Origin of the sequence: Sphingopyxis lindanitolerans, assembly GCF_002993885.1 — a bacterium.
GTDB lineage: Bacteria > Pseudomonadota > Alphaproteobacteria > Sphingomonadales > Sphingomonadaceae > Sphingopyxis > Sphingopyxis lindanitolerans.
The window spans coordinates 2,157,698-2,175,141 of record NZ_CM009578.1; the positions used below are offsets into that span (position 1 = coordinate 2,157,698).

15 protein-coding genes are annotated in these 17,444 nt (G+C 61.4%); 4 read left to right on the forward strand and 11 right to left on the reverse strand.

Translation table 11 applies throughout. The features are described from left to right. Nucleotides 1-187: 187 nt before the first annotated feature. The 4 genes from CVO77_RS10420 to CVO77_RS10435 are packed head-to-tail and all read right to left on the reverse strand — an operon-like array spanning nt 188 to nt 4,716. On the reverse strand, nt 188-1,462 hold the full coding sequence (locus CVO77_RS10420; protein ID WP_105998991.1) for an MFS transporter: 1,275 nt from the start codon (nt 1,460-1,462) through the stop codon (nt 188-190). After that, a complete protein-coding gene (locus CVO77_RS10425) occupies nt 1,462-3,693 on the reverse strand; it encodes a TonB-dependent receptor (RefSeq protein WP_105998992.1) in 2,232 nt (743 codons plus the stop codon). The genes CVO77_RS10420 and CVO77_RS10425 overlap by 1 nt, the downstream gene beginning before the upstream one ends. 22 nt (nt 3,694-3,715) lie before the next feature. After that, nucleotides 3,716-4,099: a carboxymuconolactone decarboxylase family protein gene (locus CVO77_RS10430; protein WP_105998993.1), complete on the reverse strand. Its 384-nt coding sequence runs from the start codon at nt 4,097-4,099 to the stop codon at nt 3,716-3,718. Next, complete coding sequence (locus tag CVO77_RS10435; protein ID WP_158258035.1) at nt 4,096-4,716, reverse strand: fumarylacetoacetate hydrolase family protein; 621 nt, start codon at nt 4,714-4,716, stop codon at nt 4,096-4,098. Before CVO77_RS10435 ends, CVO77_RS10430 begins: the two co-directional genes overlap by 4 nt. A gap of 42 nt (nt 4,717-4,758) precedes the next feature. Between CVO77_RS10435 and CVO77_RS21275 the strand changes: the two genes are divergently transcribed. Continuing rightward, nucleotides 4,759-5,061 carry a hypothetical protein gene (locus tag CVO77_RS21275; protein ID WP_158258036.1) on the forward strand — a complete coding sequence of 101 codons (303 nt, stop codon included), beginning with the start codon at nt 4,759-4,761 and terminating at the stop codon, nt 5,059-5,061. On the opposite strand, the gene CVO77_RS10440 is transcribed toward CVO77_RS21275, so the two are convergent. After that, a complete protein-coding gene (locus CVO77_RS10440; RefSeq protein WP_105998995.1) occupies nt 5,034-5,993 on the reverse strand; it encodes an MBL fold metallo-hydrolase in 960 nt (319 codons plus the stop codon). The two genes, CVO77_RS21275 and CVO77_RS10440, sit on opposite strands and share 28 nt — an antisense overlap. 226 nt (nt 5,994-6,219) lie before the next feature. Here CVO77_RS10440 and CVO77_RS10445 point away from each other — a divergent pair, with 226 nt between their 5' ends. Beyond that, complete coding sequence (locus tag CVO77_RS10445; protein WP_105998996.1) at nt 6,220-6,966, forward strand: TetR/AcrR family transcriptional regulator; 747 nt, start codon at nt 6,220-6,222, stop codon at nt 6,964-6,966. Nucleotides 6,967-7,607: 641 nt separating this feature from the next. Here CVO77_RS10445 and CVO77_RS10450 read toward each other — a convergent pair. From CVO77_RS10450 to CVO77_RS10460, 3 genes are all read right to left on the reverse strand, one after another. Next, nucleotides 7,608-9,230 carry a flavin-containing monooxygenase gene (locus CVO77_RS10450; RefSeq protein ID WP_105998997.1) on the reverse strand — a complete coding sequence of 541 codons (1,623 nt, stop codon included), beginning with the start codon at nt 9,228-9,230 and terminating at the stop codon, nt 7,608-7,610. Between the two features lie 87 nt (nt 9,231-9,317). Further along, nucleotides 9,318-10,913 (reverse strand): AMP-binding protein, encoded by a 1,596-nt coding sequence (locus CVO77_RS10455; protein ID WP_105998998.1) that lies wholly within the window; start codon nt 10,911-10,913, stop codon nt 9,318-9,320. An 11-nt stretch (nt 10,914-10,924) separates the two neighbouring features. Then, a complete protein-coding gene (locus tag CVO77_RS10460; protein WP_105998999.1) occupies nt 10,925-11,689 on the reverse strand; it encodes an enoyl-CoA hydratase/isomerase family protein in 765 nt (254 codons plus the stop codon). A gap of 254 nt (nt 11,690-11,943) precedes the next feature. Here CVO77_RS10460 and CVO77_RS10465 point away from each other — a divergent pair, with 254 nt between their 5' ends. Further along, nucleotides 11,944-12,705 (forward strand): SDR family NAD(P)-dependent oxidoreductase, encoded by a 762-nt coding sequence (locus CVO77_RS10465; RefSeq protein ID WP_106000775.1) that lies wholly within the window; start codon nt 11,944-11,946, stop codon nt 12,703-12,705. A 4-nt stretch (nt 12,706-12,709) separates the two neighbouring features. Here the strand turns inward: CVO77_RS10465 and CVO77_RS10470 are convergent, their stop codons facing one another. Then, nucleotides 12,710-13,576 (reverse strand): SMP-30/gluconolactonase/LRE family protein, encoded by an 867-nt coding sequence (locus CVO77_RS10470; RefSeq protein WP_105999000.1) that lies wholly within the window; start codon nt 13,574-13,576, stop codon nt 12,710-12,712. A 471-nt stretch (nt 13,577-14,047) separates the two neighbouring features. On the opposite strand from CVO77_RS10470, the gene CVO77_RS10475 reads away from it, so the two are divergent. Then, the gene (locus CVO77_RS10475; RefSeq protein ID WP_242445892.1) at nt 14,048-15,085 is read left to right on the forward strand and encodes a YeiH family protein; all 1,038 of its coding nucleotides are present in this window, start codon (nt 14,048-14,050) and stop codon (nt 15,083-15,085) included. A 156-nt stretch (nt 15,086-15,241) separates the two neighbouring features. Here the strand turns inward: CVO77_RS10475 and CVO77_RS21845 are convergent, their stop codons facing one another. Continuing rightward, nucleotides 15,242-16,798, reverse strand: coding sequence for a rhodanese-like domain-containing protein (locus CVO77_RS21845; protein ID WP_338061519.1), 1,557 nt, complete (start codon nt 16,796-16,798; stop codon nt 15,242-15,244). A gap of 2 nt (nt 16,799-16,800) precedes the next feature. Beyond that, complete coding sequence (locus tag CVO77_RS10485) at nt 16,801-17,397, reverse strand: cysteine dioxygenase family protein (protein WP_242445893.1); 597 nt, start codon at nt 17,395-17,397, stop codon at nt 16,801-16,803. Between the last annotated feature and the right edge of the window lie 47 nt (nt 17,398-17,444).

A 17,444-nucleotide genomic window follows, 5' to 3' on the forward strand; every position in this document is an offset into this window, starting at 1 on the left:
GCCCCCGGTTGAACCGTCGAACCGCGACACCGTCGCCGCGTGCGAGCGACCCGCCGCCAAAGCCAAGGAGCCGGATCAGGATAGAGCGTTAGCATCAGCCGGATCGGCCCCGCGTTATCGACGATGTCGGGATTGGAGCCTTGAGCCGATCCTTTGCATCAACGGTTGGTTCGGACACGATTGATGATCAGGCCCGAATCCTGGAATGTGCCGGCGACGTAGGCGCCGGACACCTCTGTGCGCGCGCCGACCACAGAAAAACACAAGACATGACGAGCAGCCCGGTCGTTCCGCCGAGCAGGGCAATCCCGATCCCGAGTTGCCGTGCAATCGCCCCGACCAGCGGCATGAAGACGCCCAGTCCAAGGCCGGTTCCCGCTGCCAGGCATATGCTGGCGGCAACGGCTCGCCGGTCACTCGGAAATATCTGAGAAATAGCGGGTCCCATTGTGGCTCCGATCGCGCCGTTCGCCGCCATCGCAATCATGTATGCGCCGGCTGAAATCGATACCGAAGGGACCAGAAAGGCCGCCAGGAACATCGCGATCTGCAGAATGTTCATCGCGATCATCATCGCGACGTGCGGCAAAACCACAGCCGCCCTGGCAAGACGGTCACCGACGATGCCGCCACCGATCGCTCCGACCGCCCCGAGCGCTACCGCGATCCCGACGACCAGCGCGGAACTCGCCAGATCCATGCCGAATTTCTCCGCAAAGAAATTATGGGCCCAGAAGAGCTGCAGATAGATCGTGCTGATAACGCAGGCGCAGCCGAGGAAAAGCCAGGCAGGCGCTCGTAGATCCGGCCAAGGGGAACGAACGTCGTTCGCGGCATATCCGACCGGCGCGGGATCGACCCTCCAGACCAACAGGGCAATGGGAAGTCCAATAATCGCCAATGCAATCAGGATGATGCGCCAGGACGACAGCCCGAGCCAAACGCCGTTTTGCAAGCTCTCGGAAATCGCCTGGATCAAATGTCCACCGAACCCGAGCGACAGCCCGCTGCCGAGCGCAACGCCCACTGTGAAACATGCGATGGCGATGCCCACCCGGTGATAGGGCGTGCGCGCCGGAATCCAGGCATAGGCCGCCGGGACGAGAGTCGCCTCGCCGGCGCCCACCAGCATCCGCGCCAGGAGAAACTCGTCGGGGCCTCGTGCGAGCGCGCACGCTGCAGTCGCCAGGCTCCACACGATAATGCCGAGCGCGATGGTATTGCGTGGATGCATTCGCGACAGCAGGATTGCCGCCAACACGCCGGCCACGGCATAGACCAGCGCGAAACCCGTACCGACGAGCAACGAGGTATATTCCCGTGAAATGCCGAGATCGCGGCTGATGTCGCTCATCATCAGGCCGACAATCGCCCGATCTACGAAGGCGAGCGAGTAGGCGAGCGCGAGCGACGCCAGCAGCGCCCAGGGCATTCGATCCGCGGTATTTGCCGTGACCATCATTAGAAGAAATTCTTTGCGATGCGTATTCCGAAGGTCCGCGGCGCCTCGATGACGCCATTGACCGGCGCCCCATAAGCTGGCGACCCAACGCGGAACGCCGACCACGAAAGCTTGTCGGTCAGATTGCGACCATAAAGCGAAACGGTAAGATCGGGTTCGGCCAGATCGACCGTCAGGAACAGATTGAACTTGGCTCTCCCCGGCTCGCGGAAGCGTCCGGTGTTTTCGGGATAAAAGAATTGAGAGGACCTGTACTCCGCCTCTCCTCTCAACGTCGCGTGAACCGTCGACGACAGGTCTCGCTCCAGGGTCAGCCCGACCAGCCCTTGCCACCGCGGCGCGCTGGGCAGGCGGTTACCCTTGACATTTCCTCCGCCGGTGACGGGAAAGAAGTCGCCGAATTCGGTGTCCAGATACGAGCCCGAAAAATCCAGCCTCACGCCGTCGAGGGGCTTGAGCACCGTCTCAACCTCGATCCCGGCGACCTTTGCCGAGGAAGCGTTGTCCACCGTCACAACGGTCCCGGTAACCCGGCTCACCTGCATATCGTCATAGTTGAAGTGGAAAGCCGTGGCGTTGAGCGTCAATCGCCCGTCGAACAGCTTCGCGCGCTCGCCAATTTCGTAGCTTTCAACCTTTTCGGGCTTGAATGCCGGCTGGTTTACGCCCGGGCTGAAGCCGCCGCTTTTGAACCCGTTGTTGTAGGTGGCGAACAGGAAAAGACTATCGGACGCCTGGTAGGTCACCCCCGCCTTCGGTGTGAAGGAGTTCCAGCTTTCCGAATCCGAGCGCGGATAGCCAGCTGCCGACAGGATGGGAATTCCCGGAAGATGCGGTCCATTGACCGGCGCGGTATAGGGCTGGTCACGCCGGAACTGGTAATTGTCCACGATCGACTTCTTCTCGGCGCTGAACCGTCCACCGGCAATCAGCGACAGCCGGTCCGTCAGCTTGAACTTGAATTCCCCAAAAGCGGCGCCCGCCCTTGTCTTCGCGTCACCCGCGACACGATAGCCCTGTGTCAGGAAGGTGGGAGGCACCAAGCCGCTTTGGACGAGAATATAGACCTCGCCATAGGCATTTTCCTTGAAGCCATAAAGGCCAAGCACGCCTTCGACGCGATCGGAGCTATATTGCAGCTGGAATTCCTGGCTGTACTGGTTTGATCTCTCAGCCTGTCCATAAGGTGCGAGAGAGATTTGGGTGCCATCCAGATCCGTATCCCAGACATATTGCGAGAAGCGGTATCCGGAAAGCGACTTGAATGTCCACCGCGCACCGATGTCAAAAGTGGCGTCGATAGCCACGCCGGACGTCTTGCGGCGATTTCTCGGATCGCGCTCACTGTTGATGTTCCGGGGATCCTGCGCGAAGACCCCGCCGTAGGTTATCGCCAGCGCATATGGGTCGCGCGTCTGCTCGGTCGAGGTGCCATTGTAGTGCGCCGCGTAATTGCTGTCGCTTTCACGGTGATGATCCGCCGTGATGATGACATCCGCAGCGTCGCTGGGTTGCCAGCGGAGCGAAAGCCTTCCGGAATAAGCATTTTCGTCGTCAATATCATTGCCTGTGACTTCATTGGTGCCCCAACCGTCGCGATTGACATATTGAAGGGCGACGCGAGCAGACAGGGTGGGCGCGATGCCGCCCCCGATCGCAAAGTCCACGGTCCGCGCATTATAGTTGCCGAAACCAGCCGCCGCATATCCTTCCGCAGCGTCGGACGGCTTCTTGGTTATGACGTTGATCGCGCCCGCCGTCGCATTGCGTCCATAGAGCGTGCCCTGTGGACCGCGCACGACTTCGACGCGCTCGACGTCGAACAACGTGCCCATGGCGACCGAATTTCGGCTGACATAGATTCCATCGACATGATAGGCGACGCGGCCCTCGGCTGTTGGGGTGGAGGCGTCATTTCCGAGGCCCCGGATGCCGATGCGCGCCTGCCCGAGATAGCGGTTGAAGCTCAAATTGGGCACCGCCCCCGACAGCGCTTCGAGGTTCGTCAGGTTACGCTGCTGCAATGCGTCGGATCCCAATGCCGAGATTGCGAGCGGCGTGTCCTGCAGGGTCGTCTCGCGCTTAGTCGCAGTGACGATGATGTCATTGGAGCCATCGTCGGATCCGCCAGCGGGGACAGCCGCTGCCTGCGTGGGTGTGGACTGGGCTGCAGCCGGAACAACATAACACGTGCTGGCGAGCAGAGAAAAAATAAAAGCATGATTCTTCATGAATAACCCCCTCCGGATAAATCTATTTATTCAATTTTTGCAAATGCCTCTGGCCCGTCAGTCCCGCGGGAAAACCGCAATATAGAGCGAGATGAACCATGACTTCTCTGAGCTCATCATGGCTGGCGCCGTTCTTGACGGCGGCTTCGAGATGGAGTGACAGCTCGTTTTCCCGCCCCGCCGCCGCGAGCAGGGCAACCGTAATCAAGGACCTCTCCCGCCGGGTCAGAATTTCGTTGGCCCAGACGCGAGCGTACGCAAACTCCACCAGAAGCGAATTCATCCGCCCGTCGGCGGCGTGCTCCGGATGGCTCCGCCGCTCGGCCCGCTCAGGGCCGAACATGTCCTCCATGAGGCGAATGCCGTCGGGGTCGATCGCGTGGGCGGGCGAACGGCGCCGCGTCATGCCGCCTCTCCGGCACGATTCTCGAGCGTTCCGATCGACGGATTGCTGAGGACGACGCTACTGCCGGGCCTGAGCACAAGCCCCCGCTCGAACATGGACCCTCCAAGAACGGTACCCGAACCGAGCAGTTCGGTGCCCGAAATCGGTTCGCGCGAATAAAGCTCGGCCACCGCCTCGGGGATGGTCCAATCCGCAGCCGCCAACGTACCCTCTGCGAAAAGCCGCCCATCGACCTCGATCCGCAAGATCTGGTTCATCGGATCGGCGACATCGTCGGCCATCACGATCATCGGTCCGAAACTGTTCGAGCCGCGGAAGTTCTTGGCCGGACCATGGAGGTTCAGCGTCCGTGCAAAGGTTTGAACCTGGACGTCGCGAAGGGTCCAATCGTTATACAGGGTATAGCCGAAGATTTCCGGATCGCCATTGTCCCGACGCCTGACGGCGACCGCCATCTCGAGCTCGAAATCCAGCTCTCCACCGGGATTTGCGATAGGATCACATGAGGCGGAAAGGGTAGCCGGATCGCGCTCGCCCCAGCTCAATGTTCGCTTCCCGGCGCCAAGCAGGCGGCTTTCCAGCGCTTGTAAGGCGGGGCCGGTGTCCACGTCGTCCATCTGCCGCAACCGTCCGATCATCTGGGCAAAGGCGGGCCGCAAATGGGTCGTGATCATTCCGCAATCGCGAATGCGCGTCGGGCGCGTGAGCGGGCAAAGCAGACGGATTTCACTCCCGGCCACATCGCTGCAATGCGCGGCGCCGCGAATATAGCCAAGGCATCGCCGAAGCTCCGCGTCGCGAAGGTCGAGCAGGTCGTCGAGCGTTGCAACGGCGGCGATGGACCGCACGGCGCACGTCGCATCGAGAAAGCCTTCCTGGCCGGCATATTGCGCGACCAGGATTGCCCGATTGGCGTGCAGGGCACTGCCGAGCCTCAGCATTCCTCGATCTCGGAATCATAATCCACACAGGGGTCACGCCGCGCGAAAGGATGGCCCGACGGATGCTCATCAAGATAATCATAGATATTGCCAAGCGAATTGCGCGCGATCAGTTCCGCAACGAGCGGCAACGCCTGCGGCGTGTCGTCCGAACCACTGTGCCTCGGCCGCAGCCTGCGCTCTCCGAGCCCCTCGGCGACCACCTGCTCCCTCGACCAACCCTTGCGGCGCAGGTCGCGAACCCGGTCGATCAATTCGAGGAGAGCCGAGCGCTGGTCACCGATACAATCGCGCGTCATCGGATCGCCGTGACCTGGTACATACCAATCGACGTCAAGCGCCTCCAGCGTTCCGAGCGTTTGCAGCCACGCCCAGGGATTGGCAGACTGGGCGGGAGGCGCGCAGGTGCCAGGAAAGACGTTATCCGCCACAAAGGCGACCCGATCGTCGACAGCATGGACAATGGACGAACCGCGCGTATGGCCCGGAGCTTCGAATATGACGAAGCGCTTGCCGCCGAGATCGAAAGACAAGCGGTTGCAGTACGTCAGGTTCGGACGACGAATGCGATAACCGGCGACCAACGCATCGTCGAAATCGCAGTTGCGCCCCCACCCCCGTAATGTGCGACGCATTTGCTCGTCCGAGCGGGCCGAGGTCGAGGACATTTCCAGGGCGGTGACTTCGCTCGTCACGAGCAGGTCGGCCTCGATTACCGAACCGCAGGCCGTGTGATCCTCATGGTGTTCGCAAATGACATGATAGCGAATTTCGGCATGCTCGCGGACGAAGTTACGCCATCGTAGAGCGACAGCCGGGGCCATCGGGCCGTCGATGAGAACGGCTCCTTCCCTGGTGATCACCGCTCCAGCCGTCGGATAGGTCACGAACGCATAAGCGTCTCCCATCCGAAACAGCCGCGGATCGTCTTTCGAAAGCGTGTCGATGCCCAAACCGCCCTCCCCAATGCATTTAATCAATCTAGTACGTACGTACGACTCCAATAACTGACTGTCAAGTGTGAGGGCAAAATCCGGAGCGGCACACGCCCTGGACCGCCGGCAAGGAACTTGATTTCGCTATCTATGGGTCTTGCGATCGAGCCCGACCGATGCGCACTCTCGGCCATATCGGTGAAGGCAAGAAGATGGCGATTTGGACACAGCGTTGCTAAGCTGGATGGAAAAGTCGCTACGAGCGCCTGCGATGCGAGCAGCGGCGTTTGAGAATTTTTCGAAGCAGAAAGCGAAGCAGGCAAGCCATATGAAGCAGCGGCGGAACAAATCGACGGAGCACGGTTCGCGGACGCGAATTCTGGACACAGCCGAAGCCCTCTTTTCGGAGCAGGGGTTCGCGACCGTCACGACCCGCCGGATCGCTTCCGCCGCGGGGGTCAGCCTGAGCGCCCTTCCCTATCATTTCGGATCCAAGCGCGAGTTGTTGTTTCAGGTTCTCGACAGGAGGCTGGGGCAGATACAGGCCGAGCGCGCGCGCCGTTTGCACACCATCGACAAGTTGGAGCCAGGCGATCCTGGTTCCACTCGTCTCCTGCTGGAGGCCTTGCTCGTCCCGACCTTTGAAATGGCCCAAACCCATCGATCCTTTACTAAGCTGCTGGGATCGGTTTCGATTGATCCTAATCCGGAAGTTCGTTCCGTGATGAACGAAGTCTTCGCAAAATATCCAACGGGCCTTCCGGAGTCGTTCCGCAAGATCATGCCGCAGTTGAGCGACGAAGCGTTTTACTGGCGCTATTACTGCGTGCTGGGTGCCATGGTTTATATTGAATCGGACACTGGCCGAATAGACGTCATGAGCGGCGGAAAGCTCGACTTTTCAAAACCCCTTGATAACATAGAACATATTCTGTCGTTCTTGATGTGGGGTTTGCACGGATCTCCGTACCAAAAGTTGGTAAACTCCTAGCTGTCTGGTTGTGACACATCATTGGAACATGATAGGCAGTGCCATTGCGGATCACGCATGGCGCTTTGCTGCGTTTGGTGATGGTGCAGATACATCCTCAGGCCCGAACCACGCTCGGTTGTCGATGCCGATGACCTTGAATTTATGGCCCGGGTGATAGTTGGTCTGCCCAACGGTTGCACAATGTCATTTCGACCCATACGAGCCCAATAGACAGATGGCATTTGTGATGGTATGGACGTTTTGCTTTGAGAAAATTTCAAAGTAATTTCAATACCTTGCCACGACAGCAGCGTGCCCGTAGGGGTCACCAGCGGCGGAAGTCTGCAGCTAAGCGCGCAGACGGGAAAGCCGAAGCGGCGCGTTCCCACAGGCAGCTTCAGCGACGAAACGATCGGCAAACGCCCCGTCGCTTCTATCTTCGCGCAAGAGCTTTTGGCGATCTCCGACTCTGCAGAAATGCGACACAACAACCGCGAAGCGATCGCGGCTTGCGAGCAGCAGGTCATTCAAGCGGCGAAACCAGCGCGCTGCACGATTTTGTTCGGGGCGAGGAGGCGCGGCGCTGGACTATGTCGAAGGAAGCCTGACCCTAAGGAGCTTTTCGATCAGATATTTAGTGGCGGAGCAACGGCGCGACGTTAGCGAAACGTGAAACCACGATATCCTTCCGCCGCACTTTCCGCGCATATTTCACGATAGCGGCCGAGGCCGCCGATATAGACGGGAAAGGTGCGGGGTTTGCCGGGCACGTTCGCACCCGTGTACCAAGTGTTCGCCGTGGGATATAGCGACAGGGAACCCAGTGTCGTCACCTTGTTCATCCACCAGGTCTCGGCATCGGCATCGGGTTCAATCGACCGCAGATCGCGGGCGCGCATATATTCGATGCAATCGCAAGCCCAGTCGACATTCTGCTCGTTCAGCAGGATGAAATTGGCGAGCGCGGAGGGGCCGTTGGGCCCCGCAATCACGAACAGATTGGGAAAGCCCTCGATCATCAGGCCAAGGTGCGAGCGCCCGCCCTTGGCCCATTTATCCTTGAGCTGTCGGCCATCCTTGCCCTCGATATCGATCGACAGCATCGCCCCGGTGAGCGCGTCATAGCCGATCGCGGCGATGATGATATCGACCTCGACTTCACCCTCGGCGGTACGGATGCCCTTTTCCGTTATCTCGACGATCGGCTGCTCGAGGCAGTCTTTCAGCGTTACGTTGGCGCGATTATAGGCTTCGTAATAGCCGCTATCGAGGCACGGTCGCCGCGCGAAAATCGGATAGCCCTGCGGAGTCAACCGGCGCGCGGTATCGGGATCCTTCACCACTTCGGCGATTTTTCCGCGGACAAATTCGGCGACGACCTCGTTCGCCTCGCGGTTGCTGAGCAAGTCGGAGAAGAGACCGAGGAAAGCGAGCCCGCTGTGCTGCCACGCCTCCTCCATCAGCCTCTCGCGCTCGGCGGGCGTCACACTGAACACCGGCCGATACGTGATCGGGCGGATGCCGCCGGTCAGCGAATGGCGCGCCACCGCGCGCAATCCCGGATAATGCGCCTTGATATGCGCGATATAGTCGTCGTCGAGCGTGCGGTTGCGCATCGGCAATGTGAAGCTGGGCGTGCGCTGATAGACATAGAGATGTTCGGCCTGTTCGGCCACCACCGGAACGATCTGGATGCCCGACGATCCGGTGCCGATCACCGCAACGCGTTTCCCCGCAAAATCGACGGGATGATGCGGCCATTTCCCGGACAGACAGAGTTCGCCTTTGAAGCTGGCCGCGCCCGGGATATCGACCTGTTTGGGCACCGAAAGCGGTCCGGTCGCCATCAGGCAATAATTTGCTTCGAAGATATCGCCGCGATCGGTTTCGATCCGCCACAGTGCTGCTTCCTCGTCATAGCGCACCGAGGTCGCGCGCGTTTCGAAGCCAATGTCGCGCCTGAGATCCAGCTTGTCGGCGACGAAGCGGGCATAGGACAGTATTTCGGGTTGCGCGGCGAACTGCTCGCTCCACGTCCATTCCTGCTGGATCTCGTCCGAGAAGGAATAGCTGTAATCAATGCTCATCACGTCGCAGCGGGCGCCCGGATAGCGATTCCAATACCAAGTGCCGCCGACATCATCGCCCGCCTCGATCAGATGGACATCAAGCCCCAGGCCGCGCACGCGGTGCAACGCATACATGCCGCCGAAACCCGCTCCGATGATCAGCGCATCGATACGGCGGGGAGTTTGTTCGGAAGAGGGATGGGCCTGTTGCATTGGAAATCCTTGGGAGAGTTTTCGTGTCGTCGATTGAGGAGCAAAGCGCCTTCGCCCCGCGGGCACGGCGCCGCGCACCGGTTGCGATCAGCCGGTGGACGGCAAGGCGGCAATTTCCGCACGCGCCATGTGCATGCCGCTGCGATAGTCGCTCTTGCCACTGGCATGTCGCGGCAAGGCCGCGACGCGGATGATCCGGCGCGGTTGCTTATAGGCGGCAAGATCATGCGACAGCGCAGCGCGCAGGGCTTGATCATCGAAGGCCTCGCCTCCCTCGATCAGCGCGGTAACGACGCTGCCCCATTGAGGGTCTGGCAGCCCGAACACCATGGCATCGACGACGCCATCGACGCGCTTCAGCGCTTCCTCGACCTCCTCGACGAAGACCTTCTCACCGCCGGTGTTGATGCACATGCTTCCGCGACCCAACAGGCGTAACCGTCCATCGGGCAGGCGTTCCGCCATATCGCCAGGGACCGCATAGGCCTGGCCGTCGATCGAGCGATAGACGCCGGCGGTCTTTTCAGGATCGCCATGATAGCCAGCCCCGAACGGTGGGCGCCGTGCGAGCCAGCCCTGCCCAACCTCGTCGGCGGCGAGCACGCGTTCCTGTTCCAGATCGATGATCACGGTCTGCGGTCCCGGCTCGAAAAGCCCGGTCGGGGTCGAACGATCCTTGTTGGTGATCGCATAGCCAAAACCGGAGGCCTCGGAAGCACCGAGGATGTCGAGCAGGGTCAGTTGCGGCAACGCGTCGAGCAACGCCGCCTTCACCTGTTCGGACCACATCAACCCCGCCGACGAAATCAGACGCAAAGAAGAAAGGTCCCATCGCCCTGGATTGGCAAGCAGCGCATCGGCCATCGGCCGCGCAAAGGCATCGCCGACGATCAGAATGCGCGTGACATGGTGGCGCTCGGCCTCGCTCCACAATTCGTCGGCGCTGAACCGGTCCGACGGCAGTAGCACGGCGGTGCCGCCGACCAGCAATTCGGCGAGCGAACTATTGAGCCCCGCCCCGTGCATCAACGGACAGGCGGGCATGACACGCCCCGCCACCCCCTTCAGCACTTGAGCGACATGATCCTCCATGTTCGCCGGCGTCGTGGTCGCCACGGGGGATTCGAGCTGCGACCAGCGCGCGTCAACCGAGCGCCACATCACGCCCTTCGGCCGGCCGGTGGTCCCGCCAGTGTAGAGAAGATAGCCGTCCTCGGGCGAGCGGACGATGTCGAGCGGCGCAGCGTCGCCCTCTTTGACGATGCCGTCATAAGCCCCCGCACCGTCGATCTGGACCGCATATGTCAGATGATCGATCGCTCCCCCGACGAGCGGTGCGACCACCGACGCGAACTCGCCCTGATAGAAGAGCGCCGCCGCCTGGCAATCGCGCAGCACATATTCGATCTCGGATGTCGTGTAACGATAGTTGAGATTGACGTGGGTCAGCCGCGCCTTGAACGCCGCCGCGGCGATCTCGATGAATTCGGGAACATTGCGCGCGAGGATCGCGACGCGATCGCCCGCGCGCAGCCCCGCGGCAAGCATCGCGCGCGCCAGCCGGTTCGTCCGCGCGTCGAAATCCGCCCAGCTTGTCACATGATCGCCGCGGATGATCGCCGGTCGATCGCCGGGCACATGCGCCGCGGTCGCGTCCAGCAAGTCGCCGAAATTCCAGTCCATTGGGATTATCCTCAGCGACCGAGAAATAGGGGAGGACGTTTTTCGACGAACGCCGCGACGGCTTCCTGCGCGTCGTGCGAGGTCGACAGCTTCGCCGTATTGCCCTGTTCATAGATATAGCCGTCGCGCAGCGTCATGTTCTCGATCGTGCGCATGCTGTCCTTGGCGAACCGCGTTGCCAGCGGGCTCTTCGATGCGATGACCGCCGCCATCTCCATGCAATAGGGCAGCAGTTCGTCGGCAGGCAGGCACGCCTCGATGACGCCGCGGCGATAGAGTTCAGCGGCCGGGGCGCGATAGCCGGTCAGCATCATGCGCCGTGCGAGGGAATGGGGAATGATACGCGCCGCATGCTTGCCGCCACCCATCAAGCCAACATCGATTTCGGGAAGCCCGAAGACCGCCGTGTCGGAGGCGACGATGATATCGCAACTCGCGACGAGACCGAGCCCGGCACCCAGCGCCGGACCGTTGACCGCGGCAATGACCGGCTTCGCACAATCGGCGATCGAGTAGCCGACCTCGCGCACGACGCGGTTCCGGTTCCAGCGCGTCCCCGGGATCGTCAGATCGGGCCGGTTCTTGAGATCGGCGCCCGCGCTGAAACAACGGCCCGCGCCGGTCAACACCACGACCCTTACATCATCGCGATCGTTGAAGCTGTCGAAGGTGTCGGTGAGTTCCTGCAGCATATCCAGCGCGGCGGCGTTGACTGGTGCATTGTCGAGCGTGACGAGCGCAACATGGTTGTCGATTTCGGTATGAATACGGCTCATGATCTTGCCTCCCGGTTATCCGCCTCATGGCATCGGGGGCGCCGGATCTGGGCGTGAAAGCCATCAAGCGCCCCGAAAATCTCATTCTGGATTGAACGTCCGCCGGGGAAATCGCGCTTGTGATTATCCGCGCCCTCGATGCCGTCCGCATTGCCCTTTGAACCGCGACGCAAGATCGAGAGATTGTCGCCTCCTTGACGAGCGATGAAAATGCCGGAGCCCGCAAAATGCGGACCCCTTATCTGGTGGCAAGCATGACGAAATCACTCGAAGGGCGCGTTGCGCTCATAACCGGCGCATCGCGCGGCCTCGGCCGCGAAATCGCACAGCGACTTGCTCAGGATGGCGCGTCCGTCGCCCTCCTCGATCGCAAGGCGCATTGGGCGGAAGATCTTGTGGCCGAAATCGAATCAACGGGAGGAAAGGCCGTCGCGCTCGGCAGCGATGTCTCCGACCGCAAAGCGTTGACCGCGGCCTTTGAAAGCGCAGTCTCGGCGCTCGGTCGCCTCGACATCGTCGTGAACAACGCGATGTGGACCAAATATGCCGCCATTGAGGATATCGACGAGGAAAGCCTCGACCGGATGCTCGGTGTCGGCGTCGCCGGGATCATCTGGGGCACGCAAGCGGCCGCCGCCGCGATGCGACAGCAAGGCGGCGGATCGATCGTCAACATCGCATCGGTGTCGGCGCGACTGGGCCTTCCCCAAGCGATGGTCTATTGTGGGATCAAAGCCGCGGTCGAGGGAATGACGCGATCGGCGGCGATCGAACTGGCACCTGCGGGAATCCGCGTCAACGCCGTCGCCCCTTCGACTGTCGCGACCGAAGGCGTGCGAGCGATGCTCGACGAGGCCACATTCGAGGCTCGCGTCGCCAGCACGCCCCTCGGCCGGCTCGGCGCGACATCGGATATCGCCGAAGCGGTTCTGTTCTTCGCCGACCCCATGCGTTCGGGTTTTGTGACCGGCCAGTCGCTGCTCGTTGACGGCGGTATCTCGGTCGCGCTGCGCTGATCGCTCAGCGATAAATGCCTTCCGCGATCCCAGGCACGTCGAGGCCCCGGATCACGGTGATCCTCCCGGCGTCGGGATGGTTGGCCACAAGGCGGTTTCCCGAATTCGCAATGCTCGTCAGATAGAGAATGTCGAGCTTCGGTCCACCAAAAGCCGGACACGACGGATAGGGAAGCGGCACCGGGATCGAGCGCAGCAAGACGCCATCGGGCGCATAACACGCCACCGCCTGCGCCATCACCAGAGCGACCCATATCCGGCCCTCCGCATCGACCGTCGCGCCGTCGGCGCCCGATCCATGGTCGCGGCAATCGACGAGATCGCGCCGCGGACCGATGGCCCCGCTCTCAGAATCATAATCATAGCGGCGAAGCAGCCCATCGAGGCTATCTGCGAAATATAGCCTATCCCCAGCGGGCGAGAAGCAGATGGCATTGCCGATCCCGATCCCGACCTCGAGCGTCCTGACGGCGCCGTTCGCGTCGAGTTGGAACAATTCGGCGCCGCCAACTGCCTCGCCGGTTCGCATCGATGCGGCCAAAAAGCGGCCCGCGCGGTCGGCCTTGCCGTCATTGAGGCGCGTATCCGCAGCCATCTTCGGATGCGCAACAGGATCGACGCGTCCGCTTTCGAGATCGAAGCGATAAAAACCGTCGGAGAGCGCCACGATCAGTCCGCCCTTGGCAAGCCCGATACTGCCAATCGGCTGACCGAGCATCCATTCGGCCTGTTCGCCGCCTTCGGCATTGCTGGAATGAAGGGAGTCTGCGGCTGAATCGATCCACCACAGACGCATATTCCGGTGATCCCACAGCGGGCTTTCACCAAGACCAGTAACGCCGGCTTCCAGCAGATCGATTTCGACGGGCATATATTCTCCTCTTCGTGAAGCGAGATTAGCCACGCGCGCGGCGCGCGCATCAGTTGGCGCGCGCCCACCATGCTTATTTCAAATAGGATGGTTACTCCGCAGCCAGCGCCGGATAGTCGCTCCTCTTTGCGCCAACCCGGCCCGTCTTGCGAGAAGATCCGTTCAATCCAGTTTATATTATTTCGTATAAATCTCAAATAATTGAAATTTCATATAATAATGTAAATTATATAAATAAGTAAAATGATGATTTTCATCTCCAAAAATGAGTTGATCTTTATCACAAATGGGAAATTATCCCATTCTCGATTATTATATTCGTGATTTTATCAGTCATATCGTGAAATCTAAAGCGCCAATATTGACATTCAAACCGCCCTAAACCAGCCCGCCACCAATACCGCGCCTATTTCCGGTCAGCGGCGGAGAGTACAGGGGGTGGAGGTGAAGGCATCTGATCGTAACTGGCCAATGGCCGCTGACCTATACTGCGAGATGCATCTTGAGGCGGCGCGGCCTGCGAAGCGGCGGTGGCGCGATTATCTGCCGGGCGCGCTCGTCACCGCGATCGCGGCGCTCGCCGCGGCCTGGCTCGCCGACCATTATGCCGCGCCGCTCGTCCTCATGGGGCTGCTCATCGGCCTCGCGATGAGCTTCCTGTCGCAGGACCCGCGCACCCACGCCGGGCTCGACCTCATGTCGCAGACCGCGCTGCGCATCGGCATCGTCCTCGTCGGCGCGCGGATCACCGCCGGGCAGTTCGCCGAACTGGGCCCGCTGCCCTTTGCCCTGCTGGTCGGCATCATGCTCGCCGTCATCCTGATCACCGTCGCCAGCGCCCGATTGTTCCGGCAGGACCGCCACGCCGCGCTGCTCGCCGGCGGCGCCACCGCCATCTGCGGCGCCTCGGCCGCGCTCGCCCTCTATTCGCTGATCGGCGACAAGCGCGTCGACCAGGCGCGCTTCACGATGACCCTGGTCGGGATCACCGTCGCCAGCGCGCTCGCCATGACCCTCTATCCCATCCTCGCCGCCGAACTCGCGCTCTCCGACACGCAGGCGGGGTTCCTGATCGGCGCGTCGATCCATGACGTCGCGCAGGCGATCGGCGGCGGCTTTTCCTTCTCGCCGCAGGCCGGAGAGGTCGCGACCATCGTCAAGCTGACCCGCGTCGCGCTGCTCGCGCCGATGCTCATGCTCGTCGGCCTGTGGCTCGCGCGCGCCGGCGGCGGCGATGCGGCCAAGCGGCGTATCCCGCTGCGCCTGCCCTGGTTCATCCTCGGCTTTCTCGCGCTCGCCGCGCTCAATTCGCTCGTCGCGCTGCCCAGGCCCGCCGTCGACGCGGCCAACATGGCCGCGCAGGCGCTGCTCCTCCTCGCCATCGTCGCCACCGCGATGAAGGCACGCCTCCACCTCCTCCTCGACCAGGGCTGGCGAAGCTTCGCCCCCATCGTCGTCGCCACGCTCACAAGCTTCCTGCTCGCGCTGGCAGCCGTCGAACTGATGTGACCGCTGGCGCTGCGATCAAGAGCCGATAGAAGGCAGCGCGGCGCCTGGTCAGCGATCGAAAGCGAGTCTTCACGCAGGGCATTCGGTGAACCAACACGACGTCACCCCGATGCCGGCCGGATATCCTCAGGCGACGGGCGGTAGGCATCGGCTTGCTCAAACAACGAAAAAACCGTGCGTGCCGTCGCGCTCAAGTTGCGTCACAAGACCATATTCCCAATCGAGATAGGCTTGCATGGCGCTTTCGGGATTGTCCGTCCCTTCATAGGGACGGCGATAGACGTCATCTGCGCGCACGAGCATTTCGTCCTCTCCCGCAGCAAGAGCGCGGCCTTCCGATACCCATGCGGCATTTCCGCCCTCCAGCGCATATATTTGACCCTTATTGACGGCTGCGAGTTCGGTCGCCGCATATCGTGCGATATAGCCATCTTCAGATGTGAAAACGATCGGCCGACCAACCAGCTTGCCCGATATTTCCAAAAGTCGGCTGCGCACCGCGAAAGCGGCGTGCGGAATATGGCCCCGACGATAACGGGGGCTTGAAGACAGATCGACGATCCGGACTTCGTCCGCCCTTTCGGCAAGCGCCGTAGCGCTCATCAGCGGGGGCGAAGGAGGTGTCGGTCGCAGATCAGGGGCAGGACCATGGTGAATTTCGCCTGCAAGCGCGGCGTCCAGCACATAAACTTCCCAGCCCATCTGGGCGAGCCACGATCCGGTCATGTCCGCCCGCACTCCCCGATTGTCAGCGAGCACGATGCGCGCGCCGCGCACCGGCGCGAAGACGTCGGTTTCCTGGACAAGCTGGCCGCCGGGGGCATGGAGAAAGCCAGCCGGATGGCCTGCCAGATATTCTTCCAAACTACGGACGTCGAAGCGATAGGTCGTGCGCCGCGGATCTTCCATCAGCGCCGCGAGGGCGTCCCGATCGATCGGCTTCACCCCGGCGCGGTAAGCGACGTCGCGCGCGGCGCGGCGCGCCTCCGCCTCAAAGTCCGAATCGGCTTCCGAGAAGCTTCGCTCGCTGCCGGTTTCGAGGGATTGTCCGGCAAGCAGCCAGCCGATCGTGCCATTGCGAAGCGCCTTCACCGGGTTCGGGAGGCCTGCGTTGATAAGCGACTGAGCGCCGAGAATGCTGCGCGTTCGTCCCGCACAGTTCACGATGATCATGGTCGCGGGATCGGGAGCAAGGGCGCGAGCGCGCAGGACCAGCTCTGCCCCCGGCACGCTGATTCCAGTCGGAATATTCATGTTTTGATATTCATCGAAGCGTCGCGCATCGAGGATGACGAACTTGCCGTTCCTTTCGATCAACGCTTTCGCCTCGGGCGCGGGGATCGAGGGCGTATGCCGACGATACTCGACAAGTTCGCCAAACGCTTTGCTGGCCGAATTGACGTCCTGAAACAGTTCAAAACCGGCGCTTCGCCAGCCATCGAGTCCGCCTGCCATCACGCGGACATCCGAATATCCGAGGGATTCGAGGCGTTCGACGGCAAGGTCGCAATATCCCTCGCCATCGTCATAGACGATGATAGCGGTGTCGAGGCGCGGCAGGATCGCGCCAATCCGCGCCTCGAGTTGGCCCAATGGAAGAGACGCGGCAAACAGCGGATGGGCGAGGGCATAATCGGCCTCGCCCCTGAGGTCGAAGAGTGCGACCTCCTCGCGCAGCAGGAACTTCCGGCGCACATTCAAGGGACTGATCATCGTCATGGCCGGTTGCCAGTCCAGTGTTGCGGCGCTTCGCCGGCGCTATATCCCGAAATGAAGCGACGCACGTCGCCGTCGAGCCCAAACGCACGCCGTTCAACCTTGCCGATATCGGCGCCGTAGACATGAATGCTCACCGAAACTCCATCGCTTGCATTGCTTACTTTGTGAATGTCGCCCGCCGCAGGGTCGAGGCACTCGACATCGCCCGGTTCGAGACGCCGCGGCGCACCGACGGGTTGCGGCGGGCGGGCGCCGGAATGCACGAAGCGTTGCGACAATTCGCTCCCCCGGAGCATGCCGACAAGGCCCCATATTCCATGGTCGTGGATCGGCGTCGACTGGCCTGGCGCCCAGACGAAACTGACGACGCTGAAGCGAGCGCGAGGATCAAGATGCAACAGATGCTGTTGATAATGTCGGGAATCGGGAGCGGCCAAACTGTCAGGCAACCAATCGTCGACAGCCACTAGAGAAGCCAGAATATCGGTTCCGAAAGCGATGGTATCGGTGTCCGAAAGATGACGATCGACCAACGCGTGCATAGCGCCGAGAAAGCGGTCCCATCGGCCAAGCGGATCCAAAATATTCATCATGTTCGCAGTCCTTACGTCTCCCGGCTGGCACATAGTCTGGTCATCCG

Excerpts from the sequence above, each read along its gene's own strand:
- CVO77_RS10445 (WP_105998996.1), top strand. The coding sequence starts at position 6,220 with ATGGAAAAGTCGCTACGAGCGCCTGCGATGCGAGCAGCGGCGTTTGAG.
- CVO77_RS10455 (WP_105998998.1), bottom strand. The coding sequence starts at position 10,913 with ATGGACTGGAATTTCGGCGACTTGCTGGACGCGACCGCGGCGCATGTG.
- CVO77_RS10425 (WP_105998992.1), bottom strand. The coding sequence starts at position 3,693 with ATGAAGAATCATGCTTTTATTTTTTCTCTGCTCGCCAGCACGTGTTAT.
- CVO77_RS10465 (WP_106000775.1), top strand. The coding sequence starts at position 11,944 with ATGACGAAATCACTCGAAGGGCGCGTTGCGCTCATAACCGGCGCATCG.
- CVO77_RS10470 (WP_105999000.1), bottom strand. The coding sequence starts at position 13,576 with ATGCCCGTCGAAATCGATCTGCTGGAAGCCGGCGTTACTGGTCTTGGT.
- CVO77_RS10460 (WP_105998999.1), bottom strand. The coding sequence starts at position 11,689 with ATGAGCCGTATTCATACCGAAATCGACAACCATGTTGCGCTCGTCACG.
- CVO77_RS10450 (WP_105998997.1), bottom strand. The coding sequence starts at position 9,230 with ATGCAACAGGCCCATCCCTCTTCCGAACAAACTCCCCGCCGTATCGAT.
- CVO77_RS10485 (WP_242445893.1), bottom strand. The coding sequence starts at position 17,397 with ATGATGAATATTTTGGATCCGCTTGGCCGATGGGACCGCTTTCTCGGC.
- CVO77_RS21845 (WP_338061519.1), bottom strand. The coding sequence starts at position 16,798 with ATGATCAGTCCCTTGAATGTGCGCCGGAAGTTCCTGCTGCGCGAGGAG.
- CVO77_RS10435 (WP_158258035.1), bottom strand. The coding sequence starts at position 4,716 with ATGGACGACGTGGACACCGGCCCCGCCTTACAAGCGCTGGAAAGCCGC.
- CVO77_RS10475 (WP_242445892.1), top strand. The coding sequence starts at position 14,048 with ATGGCCGCTGACCTATACTGCGAGATGCATCTTGAGGCGGCGCGGCCT.
- CVO77_RS10430 (WP_105998993.1), bottom strand. The coding sequence starts at position 4,099 with ATGACGCGGCGCCGTTCGCCCGCCCACGCGATCGACCCCGACGGCATT.
- CVO77_RS10420 (WP_105998991.1), bottom strand. The coding sequence starts at position 1,462 with ATGATGGTCACGGCAAATACCGCGGATCGAATGCCCTGGGCGCTGCTG.
- CVO77_RS21275 (WP_158258036.1), top strand. The coding sequence starts at position 4,759 with ATGGGTCGTGATCATTCCGCAATCGCGAATGCGCGTCGGGCGCGTGAG.